Source organism: Agrobacterium genomosp. 13 str. CFBP 6927 (assembly GCA_900012615.1).
GTDB lineage: Bacteria > Pseudomonadota > Alphaproteobacteria > Rhizobiales > Rhizobiaceae > Agrobacterium.
In genome coordinates, this window is the sequence record LT009756.1 from 1,486,447 (window position 1) to 1,510,998 (window position 24,552).

Consider the following 24,552-nt stretch of genomic DNA (forward strand, 5'->3'; position numbering starts at 1 on the left):
GTGGCTCATCGCACGACTCGCCCGGTGGGCGGTGGCGACAAACAGATCGCGCAGATCATCCGTCACTCATCATCGGTATTATTCGTCTTCTAGAAATATCTCGCCGTCTTCTGATGTCCCGGCAAAGCGCACATAAAAAAAGGCGGCGAAAGCCGCCTTTTTTTTGCGTCATTGGCGCGGTTCGAACTGATAGGTTTTTTTAAGCGTGATGTCGCGAACGCTGCCGATGCCGAGGAACGGCGTGTTTTCCGCATCGAAGATTGCCCTGCCCTTCGCAACGATCCAGCGGGCGGAACCATCAGGCAGATTGACCTTATAGCGCTGGTCGAAGAACACACCCGTCGTAATGCTGTCGAAAATCGCCTGCGCCACCTGATCGCGCATTTCGACATCGATTCTTTCCAGAACATCCTCGATCGTCACACCGCGTGACGCTACGGTTTCGGAAAATCCATGGCATTCCGCTGTAACCGCGTCCATGATCAGCCTGTTGTCGGAAATGCTCCACATATAATAGCCGAGTGCATTGTCTGAATCCGTTTTGTCCCCTTGCACGAAAACCCCCAGACATTTTTCCTGACAAAAGCTAACATCAGACCTCTAATATTCCACCCCTTGCTTTTGTAGGGGGTAACCACCCACCTACTACAGCGTGCATCGATATCCACCGAAATTTGATGATGACCGTGACCGGATGCCCGCCTCCAGGCGGCGATAAATTCTGAAAAGATATCGTAAAGCCGTTCGCCTGCACCTACATAGCTTTGCGCTAAAATTTCGAAGGAGGCTAATATGCTGCGAACCGCCCTTACCCTTGGACTGCTGTCGGCAACCGTTTTTCTTGCTGGGTGCCAGACCTGGGAAAGTCCATATCGAGGAAGCGGATGGCGGATGGATCAGGTCATGGATGGCGATCCTTATCGCGTCGGTGACGGCAACCATCAGGACAACGGCACCGCCTCGAATATCATTCGACGCTAGGCCGTCAGAACATCGCGTCCGGTCGGCGGCAAATCGATTATTTGCCGCCCCAAATTCTCATAGCCGCCTGTGGATAAAAGAGACAAATGCGGCACGCATAGTCGGCGTCAACGGAATTCTTGTTCTGGGAAGTGTGCTGCCAACCGATTGGCTAAAAAAGAAAAAACCCGCCGAAGCGGGTTTCTTTGGTGCGGTCGAGAAGACTCGAACTTCCACGGGTTGCCCCACAGCGACCTCAACGCTGCGCGTCTACCAATTCCGCCACGACCGCATCGTGGTAGGCGTCGACTTGCGCCGACGGGGGTGCATGTAGCAAAAGGATTTTCGGTGCACAAGAGCGTCGTGACAGTTTTTTGAAATTAAAAATCGCACCGCACCATCCTATATGCAGGAAGCCCGGAAATGCTGGGGTTGCCGCCTTGTCATCATTTTGCGAGAAGGCTGTGGAAAGGACTTTTTCATGCTCACACGCACCGATATCGAGACAAATATGTTGCCCGCCGCCGGTTCCCCGCCCGTTCGCTGGCGAATCTCGGAAGGTTTCGTCCCCTATGAGCAGGCGATTGAGGACATGGAGCGGGAAGTCGCCGCTATCGCCAGTGGCGAAGCGGATGAACTCGTCTGGCTTCTAGAGCATCCACCACTTTACACCGCCGGCACCAGCGCCGACGCCGCCGACCTCATAGAGCCGGATCGTTTTCCCGTCTTCGCAACGGGCCGTGGCGGCGAATATACCTATCACGGGCCGGGACAGCGGGTCGTTTACGTGATGCTGGACCTGAAACGCCGGCGTCAGGATGTACGCGCCTATGTGGCGGCGCTGGAAGACGTGATCATCCGCACGCTCGACAAGATGAATGTGCGCGGCGAGCGGCGCGAAGATCGTGTTGGCGTCTGGGTCCGGCGGCCGGAGAAACCTCTTCTGCCAGATGGCAGCATGGCTGAAGACAAGATCGCCGCGCTTGGCATCAGGCTGCGCAAATGGGTGAGCTTCCACGGGCTGTCGATCAATGTCGATCCAGACCTCTCGCATTTTTCCGGCATCGTACCCTGCGGCATCAGCGCCTATGGCGTCACCAGCCTTGTCGATCTCGGATTGCCGGTTATGATCGGCGATGTCGACGTTCTGCTGCGCGAAGCCTTCGAGGAGGTGTTTGGCGAGGCAGTGCCCGAAACCGGCTCCGGCGGCTGATCCCACTGCAACCTTTGCCGCAGGCCGGTGTTTCCAGCATCGATCACCACAAGAGGAGGAACGACCATGTTCACAACGTCCGCCTATGCCTGCGATGACGGTTCTTCGCCGATGAAGCTCGCGACCATCAAGCGTCGCGATCCCGGCCCGCGCGATGTCGAAATCGAGATCGAATTCTGTGGCGTCTGCCACTCCGATATCCATACGGCCCGCAGCGAATGGCCGGGCTCCCTCTACCCCTGCGTTCCCGGCCACGAAATCATCGGCCGCGTCGGCCGGGTGGGCGCGCAGGTCACCAAATTCAAGGCGGGTGACCGGGTCGGTGTCGGCTGTATCGTCGATAGCTGCCGGCAATGCGCAAGCTGCGCCGAGGGGCTGGAGCAATATTGCGAAAACGGCATGACCGGCACCTATAATTCGCCCGACAAGGCTATGGGCGGTGGCGCTCATACGCTTGGCGGTTATTCTGCCCATGTCGTCGTCGATGACCGTTACGTCCTCAACATTCCCGAAGGGCTCGATCCGGCCGCCGCAGCCCCCCTGCTCTGCGCGGGTATCACCACCTATTCACCGCTGCGCCACTGGAACGCAGGACCCGGCAAGCGTGTCGGCGTCGTCGGCCTCGGAGGCCTTGGTCATATGGCCGTCAAGATAGCCAATGCCATGGGCGCGACAGTGGTGATGATCACGACGTCGCCCGGCAAGGCGGAAGACGCGAAAAAGCTCGGCGCCCATGAGGTGATCGTCTCCCGTGATGCCGAGCAGATGAAGAGTGCCGCTGCAAGTCTCGATCTGATCATTGATGCGGTTGCCGCCGACCATGACATCAACGCCTATCTTGCGCTGCTGAAACGCGATGGCGCGCTGGTGCAGGTGGGCGCTCCGGAAAAGCCGCTCTCCGTCCACGCCTTCAGCCTCATCCCCGGCCGCAAGACCTTTGCCGGTTCGATGATCGGCGGCATTCCCGAGACCCAGGAAATGCTGGATTTCTGCGCCGAAAAAGGCATCGCCGCCGAAATCGAGATGATCGATATCGATCAGATCAACGACGCTTATGAACGCATGATAAAAAGCGATGTGCGTTATCGCTTCGTCATTGATATGAAGAGCCTGCCACGCCAGAAAGCCGCCTGATCCTGAGAGGGGGCGGCCTTGTGGGCGTCCCCTTCCTCATTGGACCTTCCGGTCGAAAGCGCAGCCCGAACCATGACCAGCCAGACCGGTTTCAGCGATGTCGCCAAGGGCATGACCATCATGGCGGGCTGCATGTTCGTGCTGCCGGTCATGGATGCGATCGCCAAATATATGGCGGTCAGCGGCGGCATGTCGCCGGCGCAGGTCACCTTCTACCGCTTCTTTTTCCAGCTTCTGTGCACCCTGCCCCTGCTGTTGGTGGTCTCACCGAAAGCGCTGTTCAGCGCCAGGCGGCCGTGGATGAACTGCCTGCGCGGTGTACTGCATGCCTCGGCCAGCCTGATGTTCTTCGCCGCAGTCAAATACATGCCGCTCGCCGATGTCTTTGCGATCTATTTCGTCGAGCCCTTCATGCTGACGATGATGTCGGCCCTCTTTCTCGGTGAAAAAGTCGGCTGGAAACGCTGGACGGCGATTGTGGTGGGGTTTGGCGGCGCTCTCATCGTTATTCAGCCGAGTTTCGAGATCTTCGGCTGGACGTCGCTCCTGCCGGTCGCCTGCGCCTTTCTCTACACGCTTTATCTCTTCCTGAACCGCGCCATCGGCGATGCCGACAGCCCGCTCGTCATGCAGACCATGTCCGGCATTGCCGGCACCGTGTTCATGGGGGCGGCCCTTCTGGTCGGCAATGCATTCGGCGACAAGGATTTCGCCGTCTCGCTCCCGCAATCCGGCTTTGCCCTCACCCTGCTCATCCTGCTGGGTTCGATATCCGGCTACATGCATCTCCTGATCGTCAGGGCCTTCAGGCTGGCGCCCCTCTCTCTGCTGGCGCCGTTCCAGTATTTCGAGATCATCTCGGCGACGGTTCTCGGTTATGCGCTGTTCTCAGACTTCCCGACGCCGTCGAAATGGCTGGGCATCCTCATCATCGTCGCATCTGGCCTGTTTATCATCTGGCGAGAACGCAAACAGACACAGACCAATCTGCCGCTGGACGGGCAATGAGACGGGACGATGAATGGCAAGGCCTCAGCTGCCCGAGGGCAACGAACCTTCGTCGTGATGATCCTGCGCCTCCACGAGGCTGCCAAGCAGCCAGAGAGAGACCTCGGCCGCCTCTCCAGCTGATTTGAAGCGATAGGAGCCGCTATATTTCGGCATATCGAAGAAGGTAACGACAAAACCGTCGCCGCTTTCTAGACTTTCGACCCTTATCCGCTCTGGGTCGATCATCACGCACACATAATGCGACCCCATATTGCGCATGAAGCCGGCCTTGTTGTCATGGAGGCGCACAAAGGCCGCGACACCATCCACCGTCATATGCAGGCTTCTGATCGCCTCGTTGGGAAAGGCCCTGGCGAAATCCATGATCGCCTGCCCCACATCATGGCTGTTATCCTCGTCCGTCGCCCGCGTCATGCGCCAGGCATATACAGCGAAGACCGAAAGCAGCACGAAAACGATAATCCAGATCGCAATACTCACCCGGGACGCTCCCTCAGCACCGAAACATCACGATTCGCGAATCGAAACGATGCGAACCCGGTTTCGGTTCATATAGATCGAGGCTTGCGTGAAGTGTGGCTTCACGGGGATCGGTGCAGAATGGGGAGCGGTTTCGCCATGCGATACGCTGTATAGAAAATCAGAACCGCTTGAGGAAGGACGCCTTTGCCAGCAGCCATTGCCGGCGCAGCTGCGACAGCTGCAACTCGCCTTCGAACACGCCCGTTCCGGCCTTTCTGGCGGCAAGGATAACCGGGCCGGACAAAGCCACGGGGAGATAGGCCGCGAAGACCGTTTTCGAAATCTTCGCGCGTCTCGCCTTTTCTATATGATCGAGAGCGTGCGCCGCAAAAATCTCGATGGCGATGCCGATCCGCTGTTTATCCTGGCCTTCGAGAAACGTCTCGCGGTCGAGCCCCGCAGCCGCCAGCATGTCGGCAGGAATATAGACCTGTCCGCGACGCCGGTGCAGCGGCATCAGGAGAAGAATGCCTGCCATGGCCTGTGCCACGCCCGCGTGCCCTGCCGCTTCCGCGCTGGATGCGGCATCTTCAGCGGAAAGCACGAGACTTGCAAGCTGGATCAATGCGGATGCGGTTTCTCCGGCATAACCTTCAAGCGCATTGCGATCCTCGAACAGGTCGTCATAAAGATCGAAGATACGCGCCTCGATCATATTGGCCAGCACCGGACGCGGCAGACGATAATGTTCGATCGCCGCCAGAAGCGCTGCTGCCACCGGGTGGGATTGGCTGTCACCGTGTGCATTGCCGTCCAGAAGATCGCGCCACCATTGCATGCGCACCTCGCCGGGCAGCGCCTCGCGAACGGAATCGCGGATACGGGCGATTTCGGCATTAAAGGCGTATAGCGCGGCAAGGGCATTGCGCTTTTCGGCGGGCGACAGAAGGCAGGCGAGATAGCGGTCGCGATCGGTGTCGCGCAGCGTCGCGAGGCAGACGTCGAGATTTTCTGTGGGTGCCATGGTTCCCCGCGCGAAACGTCCTGTCAGCCTTCGACGGCAATCAGCGCCGCAGCCACGGCGCGCGATTCCGAAAGCATGATATTATAGGTGCGCACGGCAGCACCCGTGCTCATCGGGTCGACGGAAATACCCGCTTCCTTGAAGGCCGCGCGCAGTTCTTTCGGCAGCACCCGCATGCCGTCACCCGTGCCGATCAGCAGCACTTCTATATCCTGCGCTTCCGCCAGAACCTTTTCGAAATGTTCGACCGTCAGTTCTTTCGCATCAACGGGCTCCCACCCGTAGATGCCGGAAGGCAGGAGCAGAAGCGAGCCGCGATGCGACATGTCGGCAAAACGGAAACCGCCATTGCCATAGGCATCGATGGGCGCCCGGTCGGGAAAATGGGCCGGGCGTATTTCAATCCCGCCGGCCATCAGACGGCAGGCTTGCCGCCGATGGCGTTGCCGGGCTTTTCATCCTTCTCGTCTTCCGCATCCTTGCTGTCGGGACGCAGCTTGAAGGCGATCAGCACCGGAGCGGCGATGTAGAGCGACGAGAACACGCCGATACCCACACCGAACAGCATGGCGAAGGTGAAGGAGCGGATGACTTCGCCACCGAAGAGGTAGAGCGCGAGCAGTGCCAGAAGCACGGTCAGACCGGTAAGGATCGTACGAGACAGAGTCTGGTTCAGCGACACGTCGATGATCATCGACAGCGGCATCTTTTTATAACGCCTGAGGTTTTCGCGAATACGGTCGTAGATAACGACGGTATCGTTCAGCGAATAACCGATGATCGTCAGGATCGCCGCGATACTCGTGAGGTTGAACTCTATCCCGAGGAAAACGAACAGGCCTATCGTAAAGACCACGTCGTGCACCATGGAGATGACCGCACCGAGCGCGAACTGCCATTCGAAGCGCACCCAGATGTAGATCATGATCGCCGTCATGGCGAGCAGGATGCCAATCGTGGACGTATAGGTAAGGTCACCCGACACGGCCGGACCGACGACTTCCACGCGGCGGAAGTCATATTTGTCCTCAAGCTCACCACGCACCATGGTGATGGCGGACTGCTCGGCATTCTCGCCGCCGTCCTGCGCCTGGATACGAATGAGAACATCCTGCGGCGTACCGAAGTTCTGCGCCTGGATTTCACCGAGGTTGAGCTGGTTCAGACGATCGCGAATATCGGCAAGATCCGCCTCGCCCTGCTTGGCGCGCACTTCGATGACCGAACCGCCCTGGAAATCGATGCCGAGGTTCAGGCCCTTGGCAACGAAACCACCGATACAGGCGAGCATGATGGCGCCGGTGATCATGAAGACCACGCGACGATAACGCATGAAGGGAATGTCGCGGCCATCGAACATGGCGGTGCGGACACCCTTCGGCAGGTGTTTCGGACGGCTGCGGCGAACCCAGTAGCCGAACATCCACGCCGTCAGCGTATAGGCCGTGAAGACGGTGGTGATGATACCGACGGCCAGCGTGACGGCGAAGCCCTTCACCGGACCGGTGCCCATGTAGAACAGCACACTCGCGACGATGAGCGTCGTCAGGTTGGCGTCGATAATCGTCGCAAAGGCGCGGGTGAAGCCGTTATCCAGTGACTGGATCAGCGGTTTGCCACTCTTCACCTCCTCGCGTATTCGCTCATAGATCAGAACGTTCGAATCCACCGCCATGCCGATGGTCAAAACGATACCGGCAATACCCGGTAAGGTCAGTGTCGATCCGATCACGCTGAGAACAGCGAGCAGCATGACGACGTTGACGACAAGCGCGATATTCGCCAGCAGGCCGAAGAAGCCATAAAAGACGAACATGAAGATAAGGACGCCAACGGCACCGATGGCGCTGGCCGTCAGGCCGGCGGTAATGGAGTCGTTACCAAGGCTTGGGCCAACGGTGCGTTCTTCAACCACGGTCAGCGTGGCCGGCAGCGCACCGGCGCGCAGCAGGACCGCAAGGTCGTTGGCGCCCTGTACCGAGAAGTTACCGGAGATTTGTCCCGAACCGCCGATGATCGGCTCGCGAATGACAGGCGCGGAAATGACCTGGTTATCGAGCACGATGGCGAAGGGCTTGCCGACATTCTGCTGCGTCGCCTGCGCGAAGCGCTGCGCGCCGCGGCTATCGAAGCGGAAGGTGACGACGGGTTCGTTGGTCTGCTGGTTGAAGCTTGCCTGTGCGTCGACGAGATTGTCGCCAGAAACAAGTGCGCGGCGTTCCACCAGATAGGGAACCGGCGGATCGTCCTGCGAATAGAGAACCTCAGAGGTGGCCGGCGGGCGGCCGTTCATCGCTTCCTGCACCGGCATCGTCGTGTCGACCATGCGGAAGGACAGCTTTGCCGTCTGGTTGAGAAGCGATTTCAGGCGCTGCGGGTCCTGAAGGCCCGGCACCTGCACGATGATGCGGTCGGAACCCTGACGCTGGATGAGCGGCTCGGTGGTGCCCACTTCGTCAACGCGGCGGCGCACGACTTCGATGGACTGCGACACGGCGGACGACAGGCGGTAGTCGATGCCTTCATCGCTCAGGTTGAGCCTGAGCAGATTGTCGCCGCCATCGCTCATCGTCACTTCGGTGATGGAACCGCCGACCAGCGTTCCGGCGGACACCGGCTGCGTCAGGTCGCGAAGCGCAGTCTTGGCCGCTTCGTATTGAGCGGGATCGCTGATGCGAACCTGAATCTGTTGGCCGTTGCCCGTGAGCCCGGAATAGCGGATGTTGGCGTCGCGAAGCTGCGTGCGCACATCGCCGACGATCGTTTCAAGCCGTTCCTTGACAATGTCGGAACGCTCGATCTTGAGCATGATGTGCGAACCGCCCTGAAGGTCGAGACCGAGCGTTACCTTGTTGTCCTTGTACCAGGCAGGCATGCTCTCCAGCTGTTTGTCCGAAAACAGGTTGGGAGATGCGATGAAGACGCTTGCCAGCACAAGCAGCCAGATGAAGACTGTTTTCCAACGGGAAAAATGAAGCATTTCGATCTCGGTCAGGGTTGGGGTTGCGCTGATGACGCAACCCGTCAAATTCGGAAGCGGGCGTCCGGTTATCCGGCAGGATCAGGAAGCGGCTTCCGTCTTGACCACTTCGCCCTTCACGCGCACTTCGGCAATGTAAGCACGAGCGGCACGGATTTTCACGCCTTCGGCGATTTCGACTTCCAGTTCATTGTCGTCGATGACCTTGGTCACCTTGCCGACGATGCCGCCGCCGAGAACGACCTGATCGCCACGGCGAATGCTGGTCAGCGTCTCCTGACGCTTCTTCATCTGCGCGCGCTGCGGACGGATGAGGAAAAAGTACCAGACCACCATAAGCGGCGCAAACAGGAAAAGCATTTCAAGGCCAGACCCGAAGGCCGATGCGCCGCCCGCTGCGTCCTGGGCAAAAGCTTGACTAATGAACATATAAAACTCCTCAACGATTACGGCACGACCTCTTATGCCGCCCCAGCTTTCAAGCCGCCGGAATATAGTGGGGAACGCCGGGATTGCAACAGATGCAGGCCGCCCGCCGTACCGATTCCGGACCTCTTAACCTTTATGGGCTGGAAACGCCATGCTAGGCCGGGCCGAAAACATCGTTTTGAACACGAGACAAGCGGAAGAAACACCATGATTCGAGAAGAGACGGCCACCCTGCTTCTTGCCGAACTGCGGAGACTGAACATTGCCGTGGAACGGCTTGCCGGCCCGGCACCCGCCATAAACGACTGGAATGCGGCCGATTGTTTCGTCTGGTCGCCGGTCAACTCCTTCCTGCAGCCGGTCGCGCGTCCGAACCGCATTGCGCTGAAGCTCATTCGCGGCGTTGACCATGTGCGCGACATCCTGCACGAAAACACGCTGCGTTTTGCCGATGGTTTTCCCGCCAATAACGTGCTGCTCTGGGGCGCGCGCGGCATGGGCAAATCCTCGCTGGTCAAGGCTGTTCACGAAGATGTGCGCGCAGCAAGCGGCGTTCCCCTGAAATTGGTCGAGGTGCACCGCGAGGATATTCACACCCTGCCCGCCTTGCTCGACATCTTGAAGGCTTCCGGTGAACGCGTCATCGTCTTCTGCGACGACCTCTCCTTCGACCACGACGACACGGCCTACAAATCCCTGAAGGCGGCGCTCGACGGCGGCATCGAGGGACGGCCGGACAATGTTCTGTTTTACGCGACCTCCAACCGCCGCCACCTTCTGCCGCGCCACATGATGGAAAACGAGCAGTCGACGGCCATCAACCCCTCGGAAGCGGTGGAAGAGAAAGTCTCGCTCTCGGATCGCTTCGGCCTCTGGCTCGGTTTCCACAAATGCGGTCAGGAAGACTATCTGACGATGATCGACAGCTATGCCACGCATTTCGATCTGGGGCTCGATCGCGAAACCCTGCATCACGAGGCGCTGGAATGGGCGACCACGCGCGGCGGACGCTCCGGCCGTGTCGCCTGGCAATATATCCAGGATGCCGCCGGGCGCCTGAGGAAATCGATCGACAGATAGGCTGCGATCAAACAGCAGGGATTAATCGGGCCTCACAGCGCCTCGTCCACCCTCAGTCCCGCGCGTCTGACAATTCGCGCGGGAACGCCCACGACGGTACAGTCGGCGGGAACATTCTTGATGACAACCGCATTGGCCCCGACTTTTGCATTGTCACCCACGACGATATCCCCAAGCACCTTGGCGCCGGCATTTATCGTAACGTTGTCACCAATTTTGGGCGCGCCCGTCGAACTGGTATAACCGATACTGACCTGCTGGTTTATCCAGCAATTGGCGCCGATCGACTCGGCCGATATGATCGTTGCAAATCCATGCTGAATGAACAGGCCGGGGCCGATATCGGGCGTATGGATGTGCAGCGTGCTTTCCGGGCGCGCCAGGAACTTGAAAAAACGCGCCCTCGGCAACCGATAATAAAAAAGGTTGCGAAACTCGGCGGTGCCCGTCAGCAATCTCACCGCATCAAGCATGAGGTCACCGCGCCGCGTCGATGACGTCCCGAGAAGCTTTTCGCTCCACGCCTCGATGTCTCTGAAGATCGGGTTTCCCGGTTTCGCCATGAAAAGCAGGACCAGGTGCGGCGTAACGGACAGGGCCGATACCGCAAAACAGACTTTTTTAAAAATGGTCACAATGAAATCCTTAAATATGGAAGGCAATTTATCGTCTCGAGCGTAACTTGCAACCGCGTATCTATGCCGTATCGGCAGGATGATAATCGTGACGGCGTTTTCGGTATCAAACCTTCGCCGCTGCGCCGCAAAAGAGCCATTTCCAGAATGTTTGAACTGGTGTGAAGGCCAGTGTCGTCAAGGCTACAGAGGGTGTCGTATTCCCGAACGTCACCTCGCCCGTCACATGATTTGCTGCAGGCATCCGGCACCATCCCGTCAATTTCGCGAGGAGGAGCCGGACAACCGGCTAAATGCCGGGGCTGCGGCGGCGGTAGATCAGGAGGTGGCGGCGTCTTCTCGAAACGTCCCATTTATTCCCCTGTCCATCCTTCGCCGAAAGATCACATGCGAACCGCCACCGGTTCGCCCGTGCAGTTCGACAATATCTGCCTGCGGAGGAGCGGGCCGGTATTGATGTTCAAACCCAAGGAGGAGATGGATATGAGCAGGAACAGAGGCGTCGTTTATCTGAAGCCGGGCCAGGTCGAAGTCCGCGACATCGACGACCCGAAGCTGGAGGCGCCGGATGGCCGCCGCATCGAGCACGGCGTCATTCTCAAGGTTATTTCCACGAATATCTGCGGTTCCGACCAGCATATGGTGCGCGGCCGCACCACGGCGATGCCGGGTCTCGTTCTCGGCCACGAAATCACCGGCGAAGTCATTGAAAAAGGCGTCGATGTCGAAATGCTTGATATCGGCGACATCGTCTCCGTGCCCTTCAACGTCGCCTGCGGCCGCTGCCGCTGCTGCAAGTCGCAGGATACCGGCGTCTGCCTGACGGTGAACCCGTCGCGCGCCGGCGGCGCTTACGGCTATGTCGATATGGGCGGCTGGATCGGCGGACAGGCAAGATATGTCACCATCCCCTATGCCGACTTCAATCTTCTGAAATTTCCCGACCGTGACAGGGCGATGTCGAAGATCCGCGACCTCACCATGCTGTCCGACATTCTGCCGACCGGCTTCCACGGTGCGGTCAAGGCAGGTGTCGGCGTCGGCTCCACGGTCTATGTCGCAGGCGCCGGCCCGGTCGGTCTTGCCGCCGCCGCCTCTGCCCGCATTCTGGGTGCCGCGGTCGTCATGATCGGCGATTTCAACAAGGATCGCCTTGCGCACGCCGCAAGGGTCGGTTTCGAACCCGTCGATCTCTCCAAGGGAGACCGGCTGGGCGATATGATCGCGCAGATCGTCGGCACCAATGAGGTGGACAGCGCCATCGACGCTGTCGGTTTCGAGGCACGCGGCCATTCCGGCGGTGAACAGCCGGCCATCGTTCTCAACCAGATGATGGAAATCACCCGCGCTGCGGGCTCGATCGGCATCCCCGGTCTTTATGTGACCGAGGATCCCGGCGCGGTCGATGCCGCAGCGAAACAGGGCAGCCTGTCCCTGCGCTTCGGTCTGGGCTGGGCGAAGGCGCAATCCTTCCACACCGGCCAGACGCCGGTTCTGAAGTATAACCGTCAGCTCATGCAGGCCATCCTGCATGACCGCCTGCCCATTGCCGACATCGTCAACGCCAAGATCATAGCGCTCGACGATGCAGTCCAGGGTTATGAAAGCTTCGATCAGGGCGCGGCGACCAAGTTCGTTCTCGACCCGCATGGCGATCTGCTGAAAGCGGCCTGACATTTCGAGAGCTCGCGTCCTACAATCATTGAACAGCGCCCGCGAAAAATGTTTCCGCGGGCGCTTTTTACCGTATCACCACACGGTGAAATCAAGAGACTACAGCAGCATCCCTTCCAGCTCGGCCGTGGCAGCCGGGGAAAGATAGGGGCGGAACAGGCTCGACACTTGCCGAAGCCCCCATTCCAGTTGCAGCGGCCCGAATTCGGTCACGCCCTCCTGCAGGTTAAGATAGGCCGCCCAATAGGTCGAGACGATCCATAGGTTTGTGAGAACGGCAGCCCGCTCACCTTCCGGAATCTCCGCAAGTCCCGCTTTCTCCATTCGTCCGACAATATCATCGACGGCAAAACGCATGGCCGCGCTGATGGTGCGCACCGGCTCCACCAGCGCAGGCGCAGAGGAAACAAGCCCGACAAGATCGCGAAACAGGAAGCGGTAATTCCACACCAGCGAAAACCAGAGCCGCAAAAACCCGGTATAGGTCGCCGCAGCACCTTCGTCCGCGCCGTCAATCTTCGCGACAATCGCCAGCGCATCGGCTTCGAACAGGGCAAACAGCGCCAGAACCAGCGCCTCCTTGGTGCGAAAATGGTAATAAAGATTGCCCTCGTTGATATTCACCGCCCTTGCGATCTCAGCCGTGGTCACATGATCGGGCCCCCGCTCGTTAAACAGCTCGAGAGCAGCAGCAAGAATTCTCTGCCGTGTAGGAGAAGGACGCCCCGTTGATCGTCCCCCCTCGCTTTTCTTCATTGATATCGGACTCCGCTATTGAAACCTAAGGCATGCACCTTAAATGACTAAAATAAGGTATACACCTTAACAGGGAAATTTGAGTGTTCAACGCGAATAAAGGACCTGTCCATGCCCGGAACCGACCTTCGCAACCCGCCCCCGGATACGTCCGCTGCGGCACCCGTCTCCAGATTCGCCACAGCACGTGTGGCCCTCTCGCTCATCCGCAATCCGCTGAATGCATTGCCGCCGGAGATTTTCAGCGAACCGGCGGTCTTCACGCGCCTTGGCGGCACGATGCGTGTCCACCTCGCCGATCCGGTTCTTATCCATGAGGCTCTGGTCAAAAACGCCCATCTGCTCGGCAAGGGTGAGGATGTGCGCCGGGCGCTTGGCCCCGCACTTGGACAGGGCCTTCTGACGGCGGATGGCGATCACTGGAAATGGCAGAGGCAATCCGTTGCCGCCGCCTTCCGGCATGAAAAGCTGCTGGAACTGCTGCCCGTGATGATCGAGGCGGCTGAACGAACCGAAAGGCGCTGGCACACATCCCCTTCCGGTGACATTGATATCGGCCATGAAATGATGCGGACTACCTTCGACATCATTGTCGAAACCATGATGTCCGGCGGCCATGGGATCGATATCGGGCGCGTCGAACAAAGCGTCACCGACTATCTGAAACCAACCGGCTGGACCTTTGCGCTCGCCATGCTGGGCGCACCGGAATGGCTTCCCCATCCCGGCCGGCGCAAGGCCCGGGCCGCTGTCGACTATCTGCGCTCCAGCCTGTCGACGGTGATCGCTGACCGGCGGCAAAACCCCGCCGACCGGAACGATCTGGTCTCCATGTTGCTCGAGGCAAAGGACCCGGAGACCGGACGCATGATGAGCGACACGGAAATCATCGACAATCTGCTGACCTTTATCACCGCCGGTCACGAAACGACCGCGCTCGGTCTCGCATGGACGTTCCACCTGCTGTCGCAGAACAGCGACGTGGAACGGAAAGTCGTCGAGGAGATCGCGGCCGTCACCGGTGGAAATCCAGTCGAGGCAGGACATATCGCTGAACTGACCTATACCAGACAGGTGTTTTCCGAGGCGATGCGGCTTTACCCGCCTGCCCCGGTTGTCACCCGCACGGCGCTGCAGGACTTCAGGCTCGGCGACCATGATATTCCCGCCGGAACCGTTCTTTATGTACCGATCTATGCCGTGCACCGGCATACGACGCTATGGGACCAACCGGAACGCTTCGATCCTTCCCGCTTCGATCCGGAAAAAACCAGGGCGCGTCACCGTTACGCCTATATGCCTTTCGGCGCAGGCCCGCGCGTCTGTATCGGCAATGCTTTTGCGATGATGGAAGCCGTCGCGATCCTCGCCGTGCTTTTGCAGAAGGCCCATCTCGAAAACAGATCCGCAGCCACGGCGGAGCCGCTGATGAGGGTGACGTTACGTCCGCAAGCCCCTCTGATGATGCGGGTCACGAACCGCAAAAACAAATCGCCCGCGGTGTGAACCACCGCGGGCGATTATTACCCCATAAAGAACATCACCTGATGGTGACGATCAAAGATCGACGTCGAGGATCGCCATGGAGAAGTTGTACGAGCGGTCGCCGTCTTCGTCATCGATGTAGACGACGCCGAGAAACTCTTCGCCAAGATACACTTCGGCGGAATCGTCCTTGCGCGGACGCGCCTTCACAACCATCTTTTCATTGAAGGTGCGCTTGAAATAGGCCTCGAGTTTTTTGATTTCGTCGGCTTTCACCACTATTCTCCTGTGCGGTTCGGGTTGGCCGCTTTTGGCATGGGACAAAGGCCAAAGTAAAGTGAAAGCGGCGCATCATCCGTGTCTTCCACACGGAGGAGCGCAATATTCACGACCTGTCAGATATCGGCTCCGATAACCTGGTCCATCAGACGCGAGGGTTCCGAACACCCTGCTTCTCCTACCACGCGCGCCGGCACGCCGGCCACGGTGGTCTTCGGCGGGACCGGTTTCAGCACCACCGAACCAGCGGCGATGCGCGAGCAGCTGCCGATCTCGATATTGCCGAGGATTTTTGCGCCTGCGCCGATCATCACGCCATTGCCGATCTTCGGATGGCGGTCCGCCCCCTCCTTGCCGGTGCCGCCAAGCGTCACGCCGTGCAGGATGGAAACATTGTCACCGATGACAGCCGTTTCACCGACCACCAGCCCCGTAGCATGATCGAGGAAGATACCCTTGCCAATGCGCGCAGCCGGATTGATATCCGTCTGGAAGATGCTCGATGAGCGGCTTTGCAGGTAAAAGGCGAAATCCCTGCGGCCCTTCGCAAGCAGCCAATGGGCAAGGCGATGCGTCTGGATGGCCTGGAAGCCCTTGAAATAGAGCAGCGGCTCCATGAAGCGTGTGCAGGCCGGATCGCGGTCGTAAACCGCCTGGATATCGACGCGCAGCACGCTTCCCCATTCCGGCCAGTCATCCAGCATATCCTGAAACGTCTGGCGCAGAAGCACGGCCTGCATGTCGGGATGATCGAGAAGCTCGCAGATGCGATAGATCACACATTCTTCCAGAGACCGGTGATTGAGGATCGTCGAATAAAGGAAGGCTGAAAGCAGCGGGTCCTGAGCTGCGGCGCTACGCGCTTCATGCAGCAGGCTGCCCCAGATCGGATCGACGATCGCCAGCTGTTCGGGCTGACGGGCCTCGGTACGTGCGACCATGAATGGTCTCCTCGTTTGCAGTGGTCGTTCTTTATACAGAAAAAGACGTGCATTAGAAATGGGATTCGAATGACGACTTTAAAGACGGCAAGGCTTCAGTTTTTCTGCATGCAGCATGAAAAAGCGTTTCTTGCCGCCCCGGACATTGCCGAAATAATCCAGATCAAAGCGCGCGGTAAAATTCCAGAACCGCAGCCTTGAACACCCGGTCGCCAACGGCCAGCATATGGTCGCGGCCGGGAATATCGATCGCCCGCGCATGCGGCATGATCGCCGCGAGTTCTGCGCCGGATCCAGCAATGTCATCCTTCGTTCCAACCGCAATCAGCGTCGGCGCATCGATCTTTTCCGCCTGTTCGCGCGTGACGAGAACCCGCGAGGTCTCGATACAGGCGGCCAGCGCCAGCCGGTCGCTTTTCGTCTGGTCGGCAAAGGCACGGAACATACGGCCGCGCTCATGAGTGACGACATCGAGCGAGGGGGCCAGCAGCGCCTCGGCAATCGGATCCCAGTCGCCGACGCCTTCGATCATGCCGATACCGAGCCCGCCGAAAACCAGCGAGCGGACGCGCTCGGGATGGGCCATGGCCAGAAAGGCGGAAATGCGCGCACCCATGGAATATCCCATCACATGGGTTTCCGCGATGCCGAGATGATTGAGCAGCGCCACCGCGTCTTCCGCCATGACAGGCGGATAATAGGCTTCCGGATCATGCGGCTTGTCGCTTGCGCCGTGGCCGCGATTGTCGATGGCAATCACCCGGTAGCCCGCATCCCCCAGTGTTTTCAGCCAGCCCGGATGTACCCAGTTGACGTTCGCGCTGGAGGCAAAGCCATGAATCAACAGAACCGGCTCGCCCGCCGGATCACCCTCGTCGAAATAGGCAAGGCGAAGGCCGTCATGGGAAAAATCGGAAAATTGCGGCGTGTTGAGATTCATCAAGGACATCCTTTTTGCCGGACCATATGGCAGGAAATCGCAATGGTGAATATGTTTTCCTGACGATTTTTATGGAGATGCAATGCGTTTGAGGCTACATATCCGCAGCAATAAGCCCATGCTCGATGACGATCTGCGGCTTAACCACGATATTGCATTTGGAGACGAACATGGCCGGGCATTCCATTCCCCACTTCCAGAACGATGGCGGACACAGCGTAATCGAGATCGGCGTCAAGGAATTCATGTGCACCGGCGCTTCGGTGCCCTACGATCATCCGCATATCTTTATCGATATGGGCGACGACAACGAGAAGGTCTGTTCCTACTGCTCTACCCTTTACCGCTACAATCCGTCGCTGAAGACCGAACAGACCAATCCTCCGGGCTGCGTCTTCCATGTGAAGGCCGCCTGACCTTTTCCCTTTCCTGATCGGGGCGCATCATGCCCATCACATCCGTAGCCATTGTCGGTGCCGGCATTGCCGGTCTCACCGCTGCCCTTTCTTTTGCCAGGCATGGCGTCAGCTCCGACATCATCGAACAGGCCGGTGAACTCACCGAAGTCGGCGCCGGCCTGCAGCTGTCGCCCAATGCCGCCCGCATCCTTGCGGAACTCGGCGTGATGCCGGAGATCGAGGCACGCTGGACCGAGCCTGTCAGCGTAGAGTTGGCATCGGGAAAATCGCTTGCCACGCTGTTATCATTGCCAATGGCCGAAGTGGCCCGCACACGCTGGGGCGCACCCTACGGCGTCCTCCACCGCTCGACGCTGCAACGCGCGCTTCTTGATGCGGTGACCCGCAATCCGCTCTGCCGCCTGCATCTCGGCAAACGCATGGAAAATGCGACGCTGGATGGGATTGCCGCAACCACGTTCCGCGATCACGACCTGATCGTCGGCGCGGACGGCGTCTGGTCGGCGGCCCGTTTTGCCGTTCCCTCCTCTCCCGTCGCCACTTTTTCCGGCAATGTCGCCTGGCGCTTCACGGTCGCTGCAAAAGATGTGCCTTCCGCCATCAACAAGAGCGCCGTCACCGCCTATCTCGGTTCGGGCGGCCATATCGTTGCCTATCCGCTGAAGGAAGTCGGCGGCTTCAACATCGTCGCCATCGCGCTCGGTGCCGATCCCGGCGCGACATGGCGGGCCGAATCGAGCGGCCAGCAGAAGGCGATGCTGCTGGTGCAATTTCGCGACTGGAGCCCGGATATCGTCCGGCTCCTGTCATCGTCGGAAAATCCAACCTTCTGGCCACTCTACCAGGCCGGCCCCGGACGCTGGCACAATGGCCGCGACACGGTGCTGATCGGCGACGCCGCCCATGCGATGATGCCCTTTGCGGCACAAGGGGCAGCCATGGCCATCGAGGATGCATTCGAACTGGCAGGCCAGTTGGCCAAAACACCCCTGCCCGTGGCACAGGCCCTTGCAGCCTTCGAAGCTTTGCGCCTTCCGCGCATAGAAAAGGCCCGCAAGCGGGCCTCTCTCAATCGTTTCGCCTATCACGCCACAGGCCCGGTTCGCCTTGCCCGGGACTTCGTTTTTTCGACACGTCCCACGGAAGCCTTCCTGAAGGACTTCGACTGGCTTTACGGCTACCGCGCCAAAGGCTGAGGTTTAGACCCCGGCCGCCGCCGCAAACCCGGCCTCAAGATCCTTCTTGAGATCGACAATATCCTCAAGCCCGATCTGCAGACGGATGACCGGCCCTTCCGTCGGACCTTTGGCGATGGTCCTGTCGACAAGCGATACCGAAACGGCAAGCGATTCGTATCCGCCCCAAGAATAGCCAAGCCCGAAGAAGGTCAGCGCATTCAAAAATGCTGCCGCCGTCTGCTTGTATTTCCCCTCTTCAGCTTTCAGCACGAAGGAGAACACGCCGCTCGCACCCTTGAAATCGCGCTTCCAGAGCTCATGCCCGGCAAAGCTCGGCAAGGCCGGATGCAGAACGCGCACGACATCGTCGCGGCGTTCCAGCCATTGAGCGATATTGAGTGCACTTTTCTGATGGTGTTCCAGCCTGACGCCCATGGTCCGCATGCCACGCAGGATCTGGTAGGCATCATCAGAGGTGACGCAGATGCCGAGATTGGTATTCGCCTGATAAAGCGCCTTCCAGTGCTTTTCATTGGCCGAGACAAACCCCATCAGCACATCGGAATGCCCGGAGGGATATTTGGTGGCGGCATGAATGGAAACGTCGACGCCAAAATCGAGCGGCTTGAAATAAAGCGGTGTCGCCCAGGTATTGTCCATCGTCACAACGCAATCATGCCTGTGGGCAATCTCGGCGATCAGCCGGACATCCTGAATCTCCAGCGTGTTTGAGCCCGGTGCTTCCAGATGCACAAGCTTCGTATTCGGGCGAATGAGCGCTTCAATGCCGGCGCCGATCGACGGATCGTAATACTCAACCTCAACGCCGAGCTTCTTCAGCATCGTATTGCAGAAGCGGCGCGTGGGAAAATAGACCGAATCGACGATCAGCGCATGATCGCCCGCACCGAGATAGGCAAGGAACGGCACGGTGATCGCTGCAAGCCCCGACGGCACGAGAATCGTTCCGAAAGAACCCTCAAGCTCATTGACGAGATTGCAAAGCGCATCCGTCGTCGGCGTTCCGTGGGTGCCATAGGTATATTTCTGGTTTTCAGTCGAAAGCGTCTCGGCGTCGGGGAAAAGCACGGTCGAGCCGCGTACGATGGGAGGATTGACGAAACCGAAACAGTCCGCGGGATCGTTACCGCCGTGGGCCAGGCGCGTATTCATACCTGCGGCGGAACGCAGGTCATTTGTCTTGGTCATTTCAGATCAGCTTTCGAAGGAATATTGACGCGAGCGACAATGCTAAGAGCGGAGGGCAAGGTCAAGTCCCGTAAAACAGTGCCAGCCATGTCGATTGATGCATCGCGATACAGCATACAAGAAGTATACAAAAATCGTGCAAGTGCAAATTTTCGCAAAAATATGCTTATATTTTCACCCTTTGCACACTTCCCGACCAAAATCTGGAAAATTCCGTTTTATAGGCACAATTATTGCCGGCACGTCTTGACCCCGCTGCCAATTGCGATTGTGATAGAAAAAGCGGATCGAAAAGGTCTTGCTGAAGGGGGAGCTGGGGTAAAACAACGATGCCGGTCCCCTTCCATTGACGATAACAAACAAAGGTTGGGAAAAATGAAAAAGGCAATTCTGTCAGCCGCTATCGGCGCAGCAGTTTTGGGAGGAGCCTCGGTCGCTTCGGCTGCGACGCTTCAGGATGTGAAGTCGAAAGGTTTCGTCACCTGCGGCGTGAGCGCGGGCATTCCGGGATTTTCAAATCCCGACGACAAGGGCGAATGGTCCGGTATCGACGTGGACTATTGCCGTGGTATTGCCACTGCGGTTTTCGGTGATCCTTCCAAGGCAAAGTTTGTCGCCCTGTCGAGCAAGGACCGCTTCCCGGCCCTCCAGTCTGGCGAAGTCGACGTTCTGACCCGTAACACCACCTGGACGATCAGCCGCGATACGTCGCTCGGCTTCAACTTCCGTACGGTCAACTATTATGACGGCCAGGGCTTCATCGCCAAGAAGGGCCTGAATGTTAAGTCCGCGCTCGAGCTTTCCGGCGCCGCCGTCTGCGTTCAGACCGGCACGACCACCGAGCTCAATCTCGCCGACTATTTCAAGACCAACAATCTGCAGTACAATCCGGTGGTTTTCGAAAAGGAAGCCGACGCAACCTCTGCTTATGATTCCGGCCGTTGCGACGTCTACACCACCGACCAGTCCGGTCTTTACGCTATCCGCCTCAAGCTGAAGAACCCGGACGACAACATCGTCCTGCCCGAAGTCATTTCCAAGGAGCCGCTTGGACCGGCCGTTCGCCAGGGTGACGACCAGTGGTTCGACATCGTGACCTGGGTTCACTATGCGATGGTCAATGCCGAAGAACTGGGCATCACCTCCAAAAACGTCGATGAACAGAAGACCAGCGCCAACCCGGATATCAAGCGTCTGCTCGGTACCGAAGAAGGCACCAAGATCGGCACCGATCTCGGCGTGACCAACGATTGGGCTTACAACATCGTCAAGCTGGTGGGTAACTACGGCGAAGTCTTCGACCGCAACGTCGGCGCTGGCTCGCCGCTCAAGATCGAGCGTGGCCAGAACGCATTGTGGACCAAGGGCGGCCTGCAATACGCACCGCCGGTCCGTTAATCGGCCCCATCCTCGGCTAGAGGCTGAAAGGAGGCTGGGCAAAGCCCGGCCTCCCATTTGAAATTATATAAATAAGCTCGCAAAGAGCATATAAAAGGGAAAGGTGCCTATGGCAGGCAACGCGGTCAGTTCGCAACGATCGCGCGCGCAAAGCGCGTCGTCACTTATCAACGATCCACGCATTCGAGGCATTTTCTATCAGGTTCTGACAGTCGTCATCCTGACCGCCTTCGTCTGGATCATCGTGACGAACACGATCACCAATCTTCAACGGGCAAACATTTCATCCGGCTTCGGCTTCCTCAATGGAAGAGCCGGTTTCGATATCGGCCAGTCGCTCATCGCCTATACCAGCGACGCGACCTATGGCCGGGCGCTGCTCGTTGGCATTCTCAACACGATCCAGGTCGCATTTTTCGGCATCATCGCCGCCTCGATCATCGGTTTCATCGTCGGTATCGCGAGACTTTCCAGCAACTGGCTGATCTCGAAGCTGGCGCAGGCCTATGTGGAAATCTTCCGCAACATCCCGCCCCTGCTCGTTATCTTCTTCTGGTACAAGGGCGTTATTTCCGTCCTGCCGCAGGCGCGCGATTCGCTGGAGCTTCCGCTTGGAAGCTACCTCAACAATCGCGGTTTCTTCTTTCCGAAGCCCCTCTGGGGCGAAGGCACCTGGCTTATTCCGCTCGCCTTTCTGGTCGCCATCGTCATCAGCGTCTTCGTTTATCGCTGGGCGAAGGCCAGGCAGGAAAGAACCGGCCAGCAGTTCCGCACCGGAATAACGATAACGCTTCTCGTCATCGGCCTCCCCGCCGCGACATTTCTGGCGCTCGGCGCACCACTGACATTCGACTACCCGATTGCCGGGCGTTTCAACCTGTCGGGTGGCGCGGTCGTCGCACCGGAATTCATGTCGCTGTTTCTGGCTCTCTCCTTCTACACCGCCTCCTTCATCGCCGAGATCGTTCGCGGCGGCATCAAGGCCGTGGCCAAGGGCCAGACCGAGGCAGCGGAAGCATTGGGCCTTCGCCAGAGCACGACGACGCGCCTGATCGTCGTTCCGCAGGCGATGCGCATCATCATTCCGCCGCTGACAAGCCAATATCTCAACCTGACCAAAAACTCCTCGCTCGCGGTCGCGGTCGGTTTCGCCGACATCGTTTCCGTTGGCGGCACGATCCTCAACCAGACGGGACAGGCAGTCGAAGTCGTTGCGATCTGGCTGGTCATCTATCTCTCGCTCTCCATTCTCACGGCCGTGGTCATGAATTGGTTCAATGCGAAAATGGCCCTGGTGGAGAGATAATCGATGACGATCAGCAATCACGCTTTCGTGCGACAGACCATCGAGGATGCCAAACCCGCGCCGTCGAGTGCGGTTGGCATCAGCCATTGGCTGCGTACCAAACTTTTCGCCACGCCGAAGGACACGATCCTCACGGTTCTCGCCATCGCTTTCCTCGCCTATCTTCTGCCACCAGTCATCGACTGGCTGTTCATAGATGCGGTGTGGAGCGGCAGCGATCGTATCGCCTGCCTGACCGCCTCCCAGGGCGGTGCGCTTCCGGACGGCCAGTCCGGCGCGTGCTGGGCCTTCGTTTCGGCCAAGCTCGGGCAATTCGTCTTTGGCCGCTATCCGCTCGACGAGCGCTGGCGTCCGATCCTCGTGATGGTGACCTTCGCCATCCTGCTCGTGCCGATGCTCATCCCGAAGGCGCCGTTCAAGCGGCTCAATGCCCTGGCGCTTTTCATCATCCTGCCCTTCATTGCGTTTTTCCTGCTCATCGGTGGCGTCTTCGGCCTGCCGAAGGTGGAGACGCAGCTGTGGGGCGGCCTGATGGTGACCCTCATCCTGTCGTTCTTCGGGATCACGGTCTCCCTGCCCTTCGGTATTCTTCTGGCACTCGGCAGACGGTCGAACCTGCCGGTCATCAAGATGCTCTGCGTGCTTTTCATCGAAGTCATCAGAGGCATTCCGCTGATCACCGTGCTGTTCTTCGCCAGCATCATGCTGCCGCTGTTCCTGCCCGACGGCTGGACCTTCGACAAGTTCCTGCGCGCGCTGGTCGGCGTGTCGCTGTTCTCCTCGGCCTATATGGCGGAGGTGATCCGCGGCGGCCTGCAGGCCATTCCGAAGGGACAATATGAAGGTGCGGATTCGCTCGGCCTGAACTACTGGCAGAAGACGCGGCTGATCGTGCTGCCGCAGGCGCTGAAGCTGGTCATTCCGGGCATCGTCAACACCTTCATCGGGCTGTTCAAGGACACGTCGCTGGTCTCGATCATCGGCATGTTCGACCTGCTCGGCATTGTCACACTCAACCAATCGGATGCGAACTGGGCGACACCCGTCACAGCGATGACTGGCTATATTTTCGCAGGCTTCGTATTCTGGATATTCTGCTTCGGCATGTCGCGTTATTCGCTGTTCATGGAACGGCACCTCGACACCGGGCATAAACGATAAGGGACGCTCAAATGGCAGAAACCCAAGCAAAAAAACTGACCGTTTCGGCTACGGACGTGGCAATCGAAATCGTCGGCATGAACAAGTGGTACGGCGACTTCCACGTGCTGCGCGATATCAACCTGAAGGTCATGAAGGGTGAGCGCATCGTCATCGCCGGTCCTTCGGGTTCCGGCAAGTCGACCATGATCCGCTGCATCAACCGGCTGGAAGAACATCAGTCGGGCCTGATCAACGTCGATGGTATCGAACTCACCAACGACCTGAAAAAGATCGACGAAGTGCGGCGCGAGGTTGGCATGGTGTTCCAGCACTTCAACCTCTTCCCGCATCTGACGATCCTCGAGAACTGCACTCTGGCGCCGATCTGGGTTCGCAAGACCCCCAAGAAGGAAGCCGAGGAAATCGCGATGCACTATCTGAAGCGCGTCAAGATTCCCGAGCAGGCCCACAAATACCCGGGCCAGCTCTCCGGCGGCCAGCAGCAGCGCGTGGCGATTGCCCGCTCGCTTTGCATGAAGCCGAAGATCATGCTGTTCGACGAACCGACATCGGCGCTCGACCCTGAAATGGTCAAGGAAGTGCTCGACACCATGGTCGGCCTTGCCGAAGACGGCATGACGATGCTGTGCGTGACGCACGAAATGGGCTTCGCCCGTCAGGTCGCCAACCGCGTCATCTTCATGGACCAGGGCCAGATCGTCGAACAGAATTCGCCCGCCGAATTCTTCGACAATCCCCAGCACGAGCGCACCAGGCTGTTCCTCAGCCAGATTCTGCACTGAGGCAGCGATCACCAAAGAATCATCAAACGGGGCCTTTCAGGCCCCGTTTTTTTTGCAGAAGTAGTACGCCACACTCACCGTCATCCTCGCCCT

At 58.7% G+C, this 24,552-nt stretch carries 25 protein-coding genes and 1 tRNA gene; 13 read left to right on the forward strand and 13 right to left on the reverse strand.

What is annotated here, in order from left to right; all coding sequences use genetic code 11:
• Positions 1-168 precede the first annotated feature (168 nt).
• The gene (locus AGR13A_RS07425; protein WP_035223350.1) at positions 169-555 is read right to left on the reverse strand and encodes a PAS domain-containing protein; all 387 of its coding nucleotides are present in this window, start codon (positions 553-555) and stop codon (positions 169-171) included.
• A gap of 237 nt (positions 556-792) precedes the next feature.
• Here AGR13A_RS07425 and AGR13A_RS07430 point away from each other — a divergent pair, with 237 nt between their 5' ends.
• Positions 793-981 (forward strand): hypothetical protein, encoded by a 189-nt coding sequence (locus AGR13A_RS07430; RefSeq protein ID WP_080723139.1) that lies wholly within the window; start codon positions 793-795, stop codon positions 979-981.
• Between the two features lie 186 nt (positions 982-1,167).
• Here AGR13A_RS07430 and AGR13A_RS07435 read toward each other — a convergent pair.
• Positions 1,168-1,252 (reverse strand) — tRNA-Leu (locus AGR13A_RS07435).
• Between the two features lie 189 nt (positions 1,253-1,441).
• Here AGR13A_RS07435 and lipB point away from each other — a divergent pair.
• From lipB to AGR13A_RS07450, 3 genes are all read left to right on the forward strand, one after another.
• Positions 1,442-2,173: a lipoyl(octanoyl) transferase LipB gene (gene lipB, locus AGR13A_RS07440; protein WP_139786028.1), complete on the forward strand. Its 732-nt coding sequence runs from the start codon at positions 1,442-1,444 to the stop codon at positions 2,171-2,173.
• Between the two features lie 66 nt (positions 2,174-2,239).
• Entirely contained in the window at positions 2,240-3,307 is a 1,068-nt protein-coding gene (locus AGR13A_RS07445) for an NAD(P)-dependent alcohol dehydrogenase (RefSeq protein ID WP_080834509.1), read from the forward strand.
• Positions 3,308-3,379: 72 nt separating this feature from the next.
• On the forward strand, positions 3,380-4,315 hold the full coding sequence (locus tag AGR13A_RS07450) for a DMT family transporter (protein WP_167377435.1): 936 nt from the start codon (positions 3,380-3,382) through the stop codon (positions 4,313-4,315).
• Positions 4,316-4,339: 24 nt separating this feature from the next.
• On the opposite strand, the gene AGR13A_RS07455 is transcribed toward AGR13A_RS07450, so the two are convergent.
• The 5 genes from AGR13A_RS07455 to yajC form a co-directional block, all read right to left on the reverse strand.
• Positions 4,340-4,798: a hypothetical protein gene (locus AGR13A_RS07455; protein ID WP_080834511.1), complete on the reverse strand. Its 459-nt coding sequence runs from the start codon at positions 4,796-4,798 to the stop codon at positions 4,340-4,342.
• Positions 4,799-4,958: 160 nt separating this feature from the next.
• The gene (locus AGR13A_RS07460; protein WP_035223341.1) at positions 4,959-5,804 is read right to left on the reverse strand and encodes a phytoene/squalene synthase family protein; all 846 of its coding nucleotides are present in this window, start codon (positions 5,802-5,804) and stop codon (positions 4,959-4,961) included.
• Between the two features lie 23 nt (positions 5,805-5,827).
• Positions 5,828-6,220, reverse strand: coding sequence for an Mth938-like domain-containing protein (locus tag AGR13A_RS07465; RefSeq protein ID WP_080834513.1), 393 nt, complete (start codon positions 6,218-6,220; stop codon positions 5,828-5,830).
• Positions 6,220-8,784, reverse strand: coding sequence for a protein translocase subunit SecDF (secDF, locus tag AGR13A_RS07470; protein ID WP_080836657.1), 2,565 nt, complete (start codon positions 8,782-8,784; stop codon positions 6,220-6,222). Before secDF ends, AGR13A_RS07465 begins: the two co-directional genes overlap by 1 nt.
• Positions 8,785-8,865: 81 nt before the next feature.
• On the reverse strand, positions 8,866-9,213 hold the full coding sequence (yajC, locus tag AGR13A_RS07475; RefSeq protein WP_035223337.1) for a preprotein translocase subunit YajC: 348 nt from the start codon (positions 9,211-9,213) through the stop codon (positions 8,866-8,868).
• A 207-nt stretch (positions 9,214-9,420) separates the two neighbouring features.
• Here yajC and AGR13A_RS07480 point away from each other — a divergent pair, with 207 nt between their 5' ends.
• A complete protein-coding gene (locus AGR13A_RS07480) occupies positions 9,421-10,293 on the forward strand; it encodes an ATP-binding protein (RefSeq protein ID WP_035223336.1) in 873 nt (290 codons plus the stop codon).
• 32 nt (positions 10,294-10,325) lie between these two features.
• Here the strand turns inward: AGR13A_RS07480 and AGR13A_RS07485 are convergent, their stop codons facing one another.
• The gene (locus AGR13A_RS07485) at positions 10,326-10,928 is read right to left on the reverse strand and encodes a serine O-acetyltransferase (protein ID WP_139786029.1); all 603 of its coding nucleotides are present in this window, start codon (positions 10,926-10,928) and stop codon (positions 10,326-10,328) included.
• A gap of 483 nt (positions 10,929-11,411) precedes the next feature.
• Between AGR13A_RS07485 and fdhA the strand changes: the two genes are divergently transcribed.
• On the forward strand, positions 11,412-12,602 hold the full coding sequence (gene fdhA, locus AGR13A_RS07490; protein WP_035223466.1) for a formaldehyde dehydrogenase, glutathione-independent: 1,191 nt from the start codon (positions 11,412-11,414) through the stop codon (positions 12,600-12,602).
• Positions 12,603-12,701: 99 nt separating this feature from the next.
• Here fdhA and AGR13A_RS07495 read toward each other — a convergent pair whose 3' ends face one another.
• Positions 12,702-13,358 carry a TetR/AcrR family transcriptional regulator gene (locus AGR13A_RS07495; protein ID WP_080834514.1) on the reverse strand — a complete coding sequence of 219 codons (657 nt, stop codon included), beginning with the start codon at positions 13,356-13,358 and terminating at the stop codon, positions 12,702-12,704.
• A gap of 111 nt (positions 13,359-13,469) precedes the next feature.
• Here AGR13A_RS07495 and AGR13A_RS07500 point away from each other — a divergent pair, with 111 nt between their 5' ends.
• Positions 13,470-14,864, forward strand: coding sequence for a cytochrome P450 (locus tag AGR13A_RS07500; RefSeq protein ID WP_080834516.1), 1,395 nt, complete (start codon positions 13,470-13,472; stop codon positions 14,862-14,864).
• A gap of 51 nt (positions 14,865-14,915) precedes the next feature.
• Here the strand turns inward: AGR13A_RS07500 and AGR13A_RS07505 are convergent, their stop codons facing one another.
• The 3 genes from AGR13A_RS07505 to AGR13A_RS07515 all read right to left on the reverse strand — a co-directional run bounded on the left by AGR13A_RS07505 (position 14,916) and on the right by AGR13A_RS07515 (position 17,003).
• The gene (locus AGR13A_RS07505; RefSeq protein WP_080834518.1) at positions 14,916-15,119 is read right to left on the reverse strand and encodes a DUF3126 family protein; all 204 of its coding nucleotides are present in this window, start codon (positions 15,117-15,119) and stop codon (positions 14,916-14,918) included.
• 119 nt (positions 15,120-15,238) lie between these two features.
• Positions 15,239-16,063: a serine O-acetyltransferase gene (cysE, locus tag AGR13A_RS07510; protein ID WP_035223331.1), complete on the reverse strand. Its 825-nt coding sequence runs from the start codon at positions 16,061-16,063 to the stop codon at positions 15,239-15,241.
• Between the two features lie 163 nt (positions 16,064-16,226).
• A complete protein-coding gene (locus AGR13A_RS07515) occupies positions 16,227-17,003 on the reverse strand; it encodes an alpha/beta fold hydrolase (protein WP_080836662.1) in 777 nt (258 codons plus the stop codon).
• Positions 17,004-17,173: 170 nt separating this feature from the next.
• Here AGR13A_RS07515 and AGR13A_RS07520 point away from each other — a divergent pair, with 170 nt between their 5' ends.
• Both AGR13A_RS07520 and AGR13A_RS07525 read left to right on the forward strand, forming a co-directional pair.
• Entirely contained in the window at positions 17,174-17,419 is a 246-nt protein-coding gene (locus AGR13A_RS07520; protein WP_080834520.1) for a zinc-finger domain-containing protein, read from the forward strand.
• Positions 17,420-17,448: 29 nt separating this feature from the next.
• The gene (locus tag AGR13A_RS07525; RefSeq protein WP_080834521.1) at positions 17,449-18,618 is read left to right on the forward strand and encodes an FAD-dependent monooxygenase; all 1,170 of its coding nucleotides are present in this window, start codon (positions 17,449-17,451) and stop codon (positions 18,616-18,618) included.
• Positions 18,619-18,621: 3 nt separating this feature from the next.
• Here the strand turns inward: AGR13A_RS07525 and AGR13A_RS07530 are convergent, their stop codons facing one another.
• On the reverse strand, positions 18,622-19,809 hold the full coding sequence (locus AGR13A_RS07530; protein WP_080834522.1) for a cystathionine beta-lyase: 1,188 nt from the start codon (positions 19,807-19,809) through the stop codon (positions 18,622-18,624).
• Positions 19,810-20,184: 375 nt separating this feature from the next.
• Here AGR13A_RS07530 and AGR13A_RS07535 point away from each other — a divergent pair, with 375 nt between their 5' ends.
• From AGR13A_RS07535 to AGR13A_RS07550, 4 genes are all read left to right on the forward strand, one after another.
• Positions 20,185-21,207, forward strand: a complete 1,023-nt coding sequence (locus AGR13A_RS07535) for an amino acid ABC transporter substrate-binding protein (protein ID WP_003495880.1) — start codon at positions 20,185-20,187, stop codon at positions 21,205-21,207.
• A gap of 109 nt (positions 21,208-21,316) precedes the next feature.
• Entirely contained in the window at positions 21,317-22,513 is a 1,197-nt protein-coding gene (locus AGR13A_RS07540; protein WP_080834524.1) for an amino acid ABC transporter permease, read from the forward strand.
• Positions 22,514-22,516: 3 nt separating this feature from the next.
• Complete coding sequence (locus AGR13A_RS07545) at positions 22,517-23,674, forward strand: amino acid ABC transporter permease (protein ID WP_080834527.1); 1,158 nt, start codon at positions 22,517-22,519, stop codon at positions 23,672-23,674.
• Positions 23,675-23,685: 11 nt separating this feature from the next.
• Positions 23,686-24,459 carry an amino acid ABC transporter ATP-binding protein gene (locus tag AGR13A_RS07550; RefSeq protein WP_003495874.1) on the forward strand — a complete coding sequence of 258 codons (774 nt, stop codon included), beginning with the start codon at positions 23,686-23,688 and terminating at the stop codon, positions 24,457-24,459.
• The last annotated feature ends 93 nt before the right edge of the window (positions 24,460-24,552 follow it).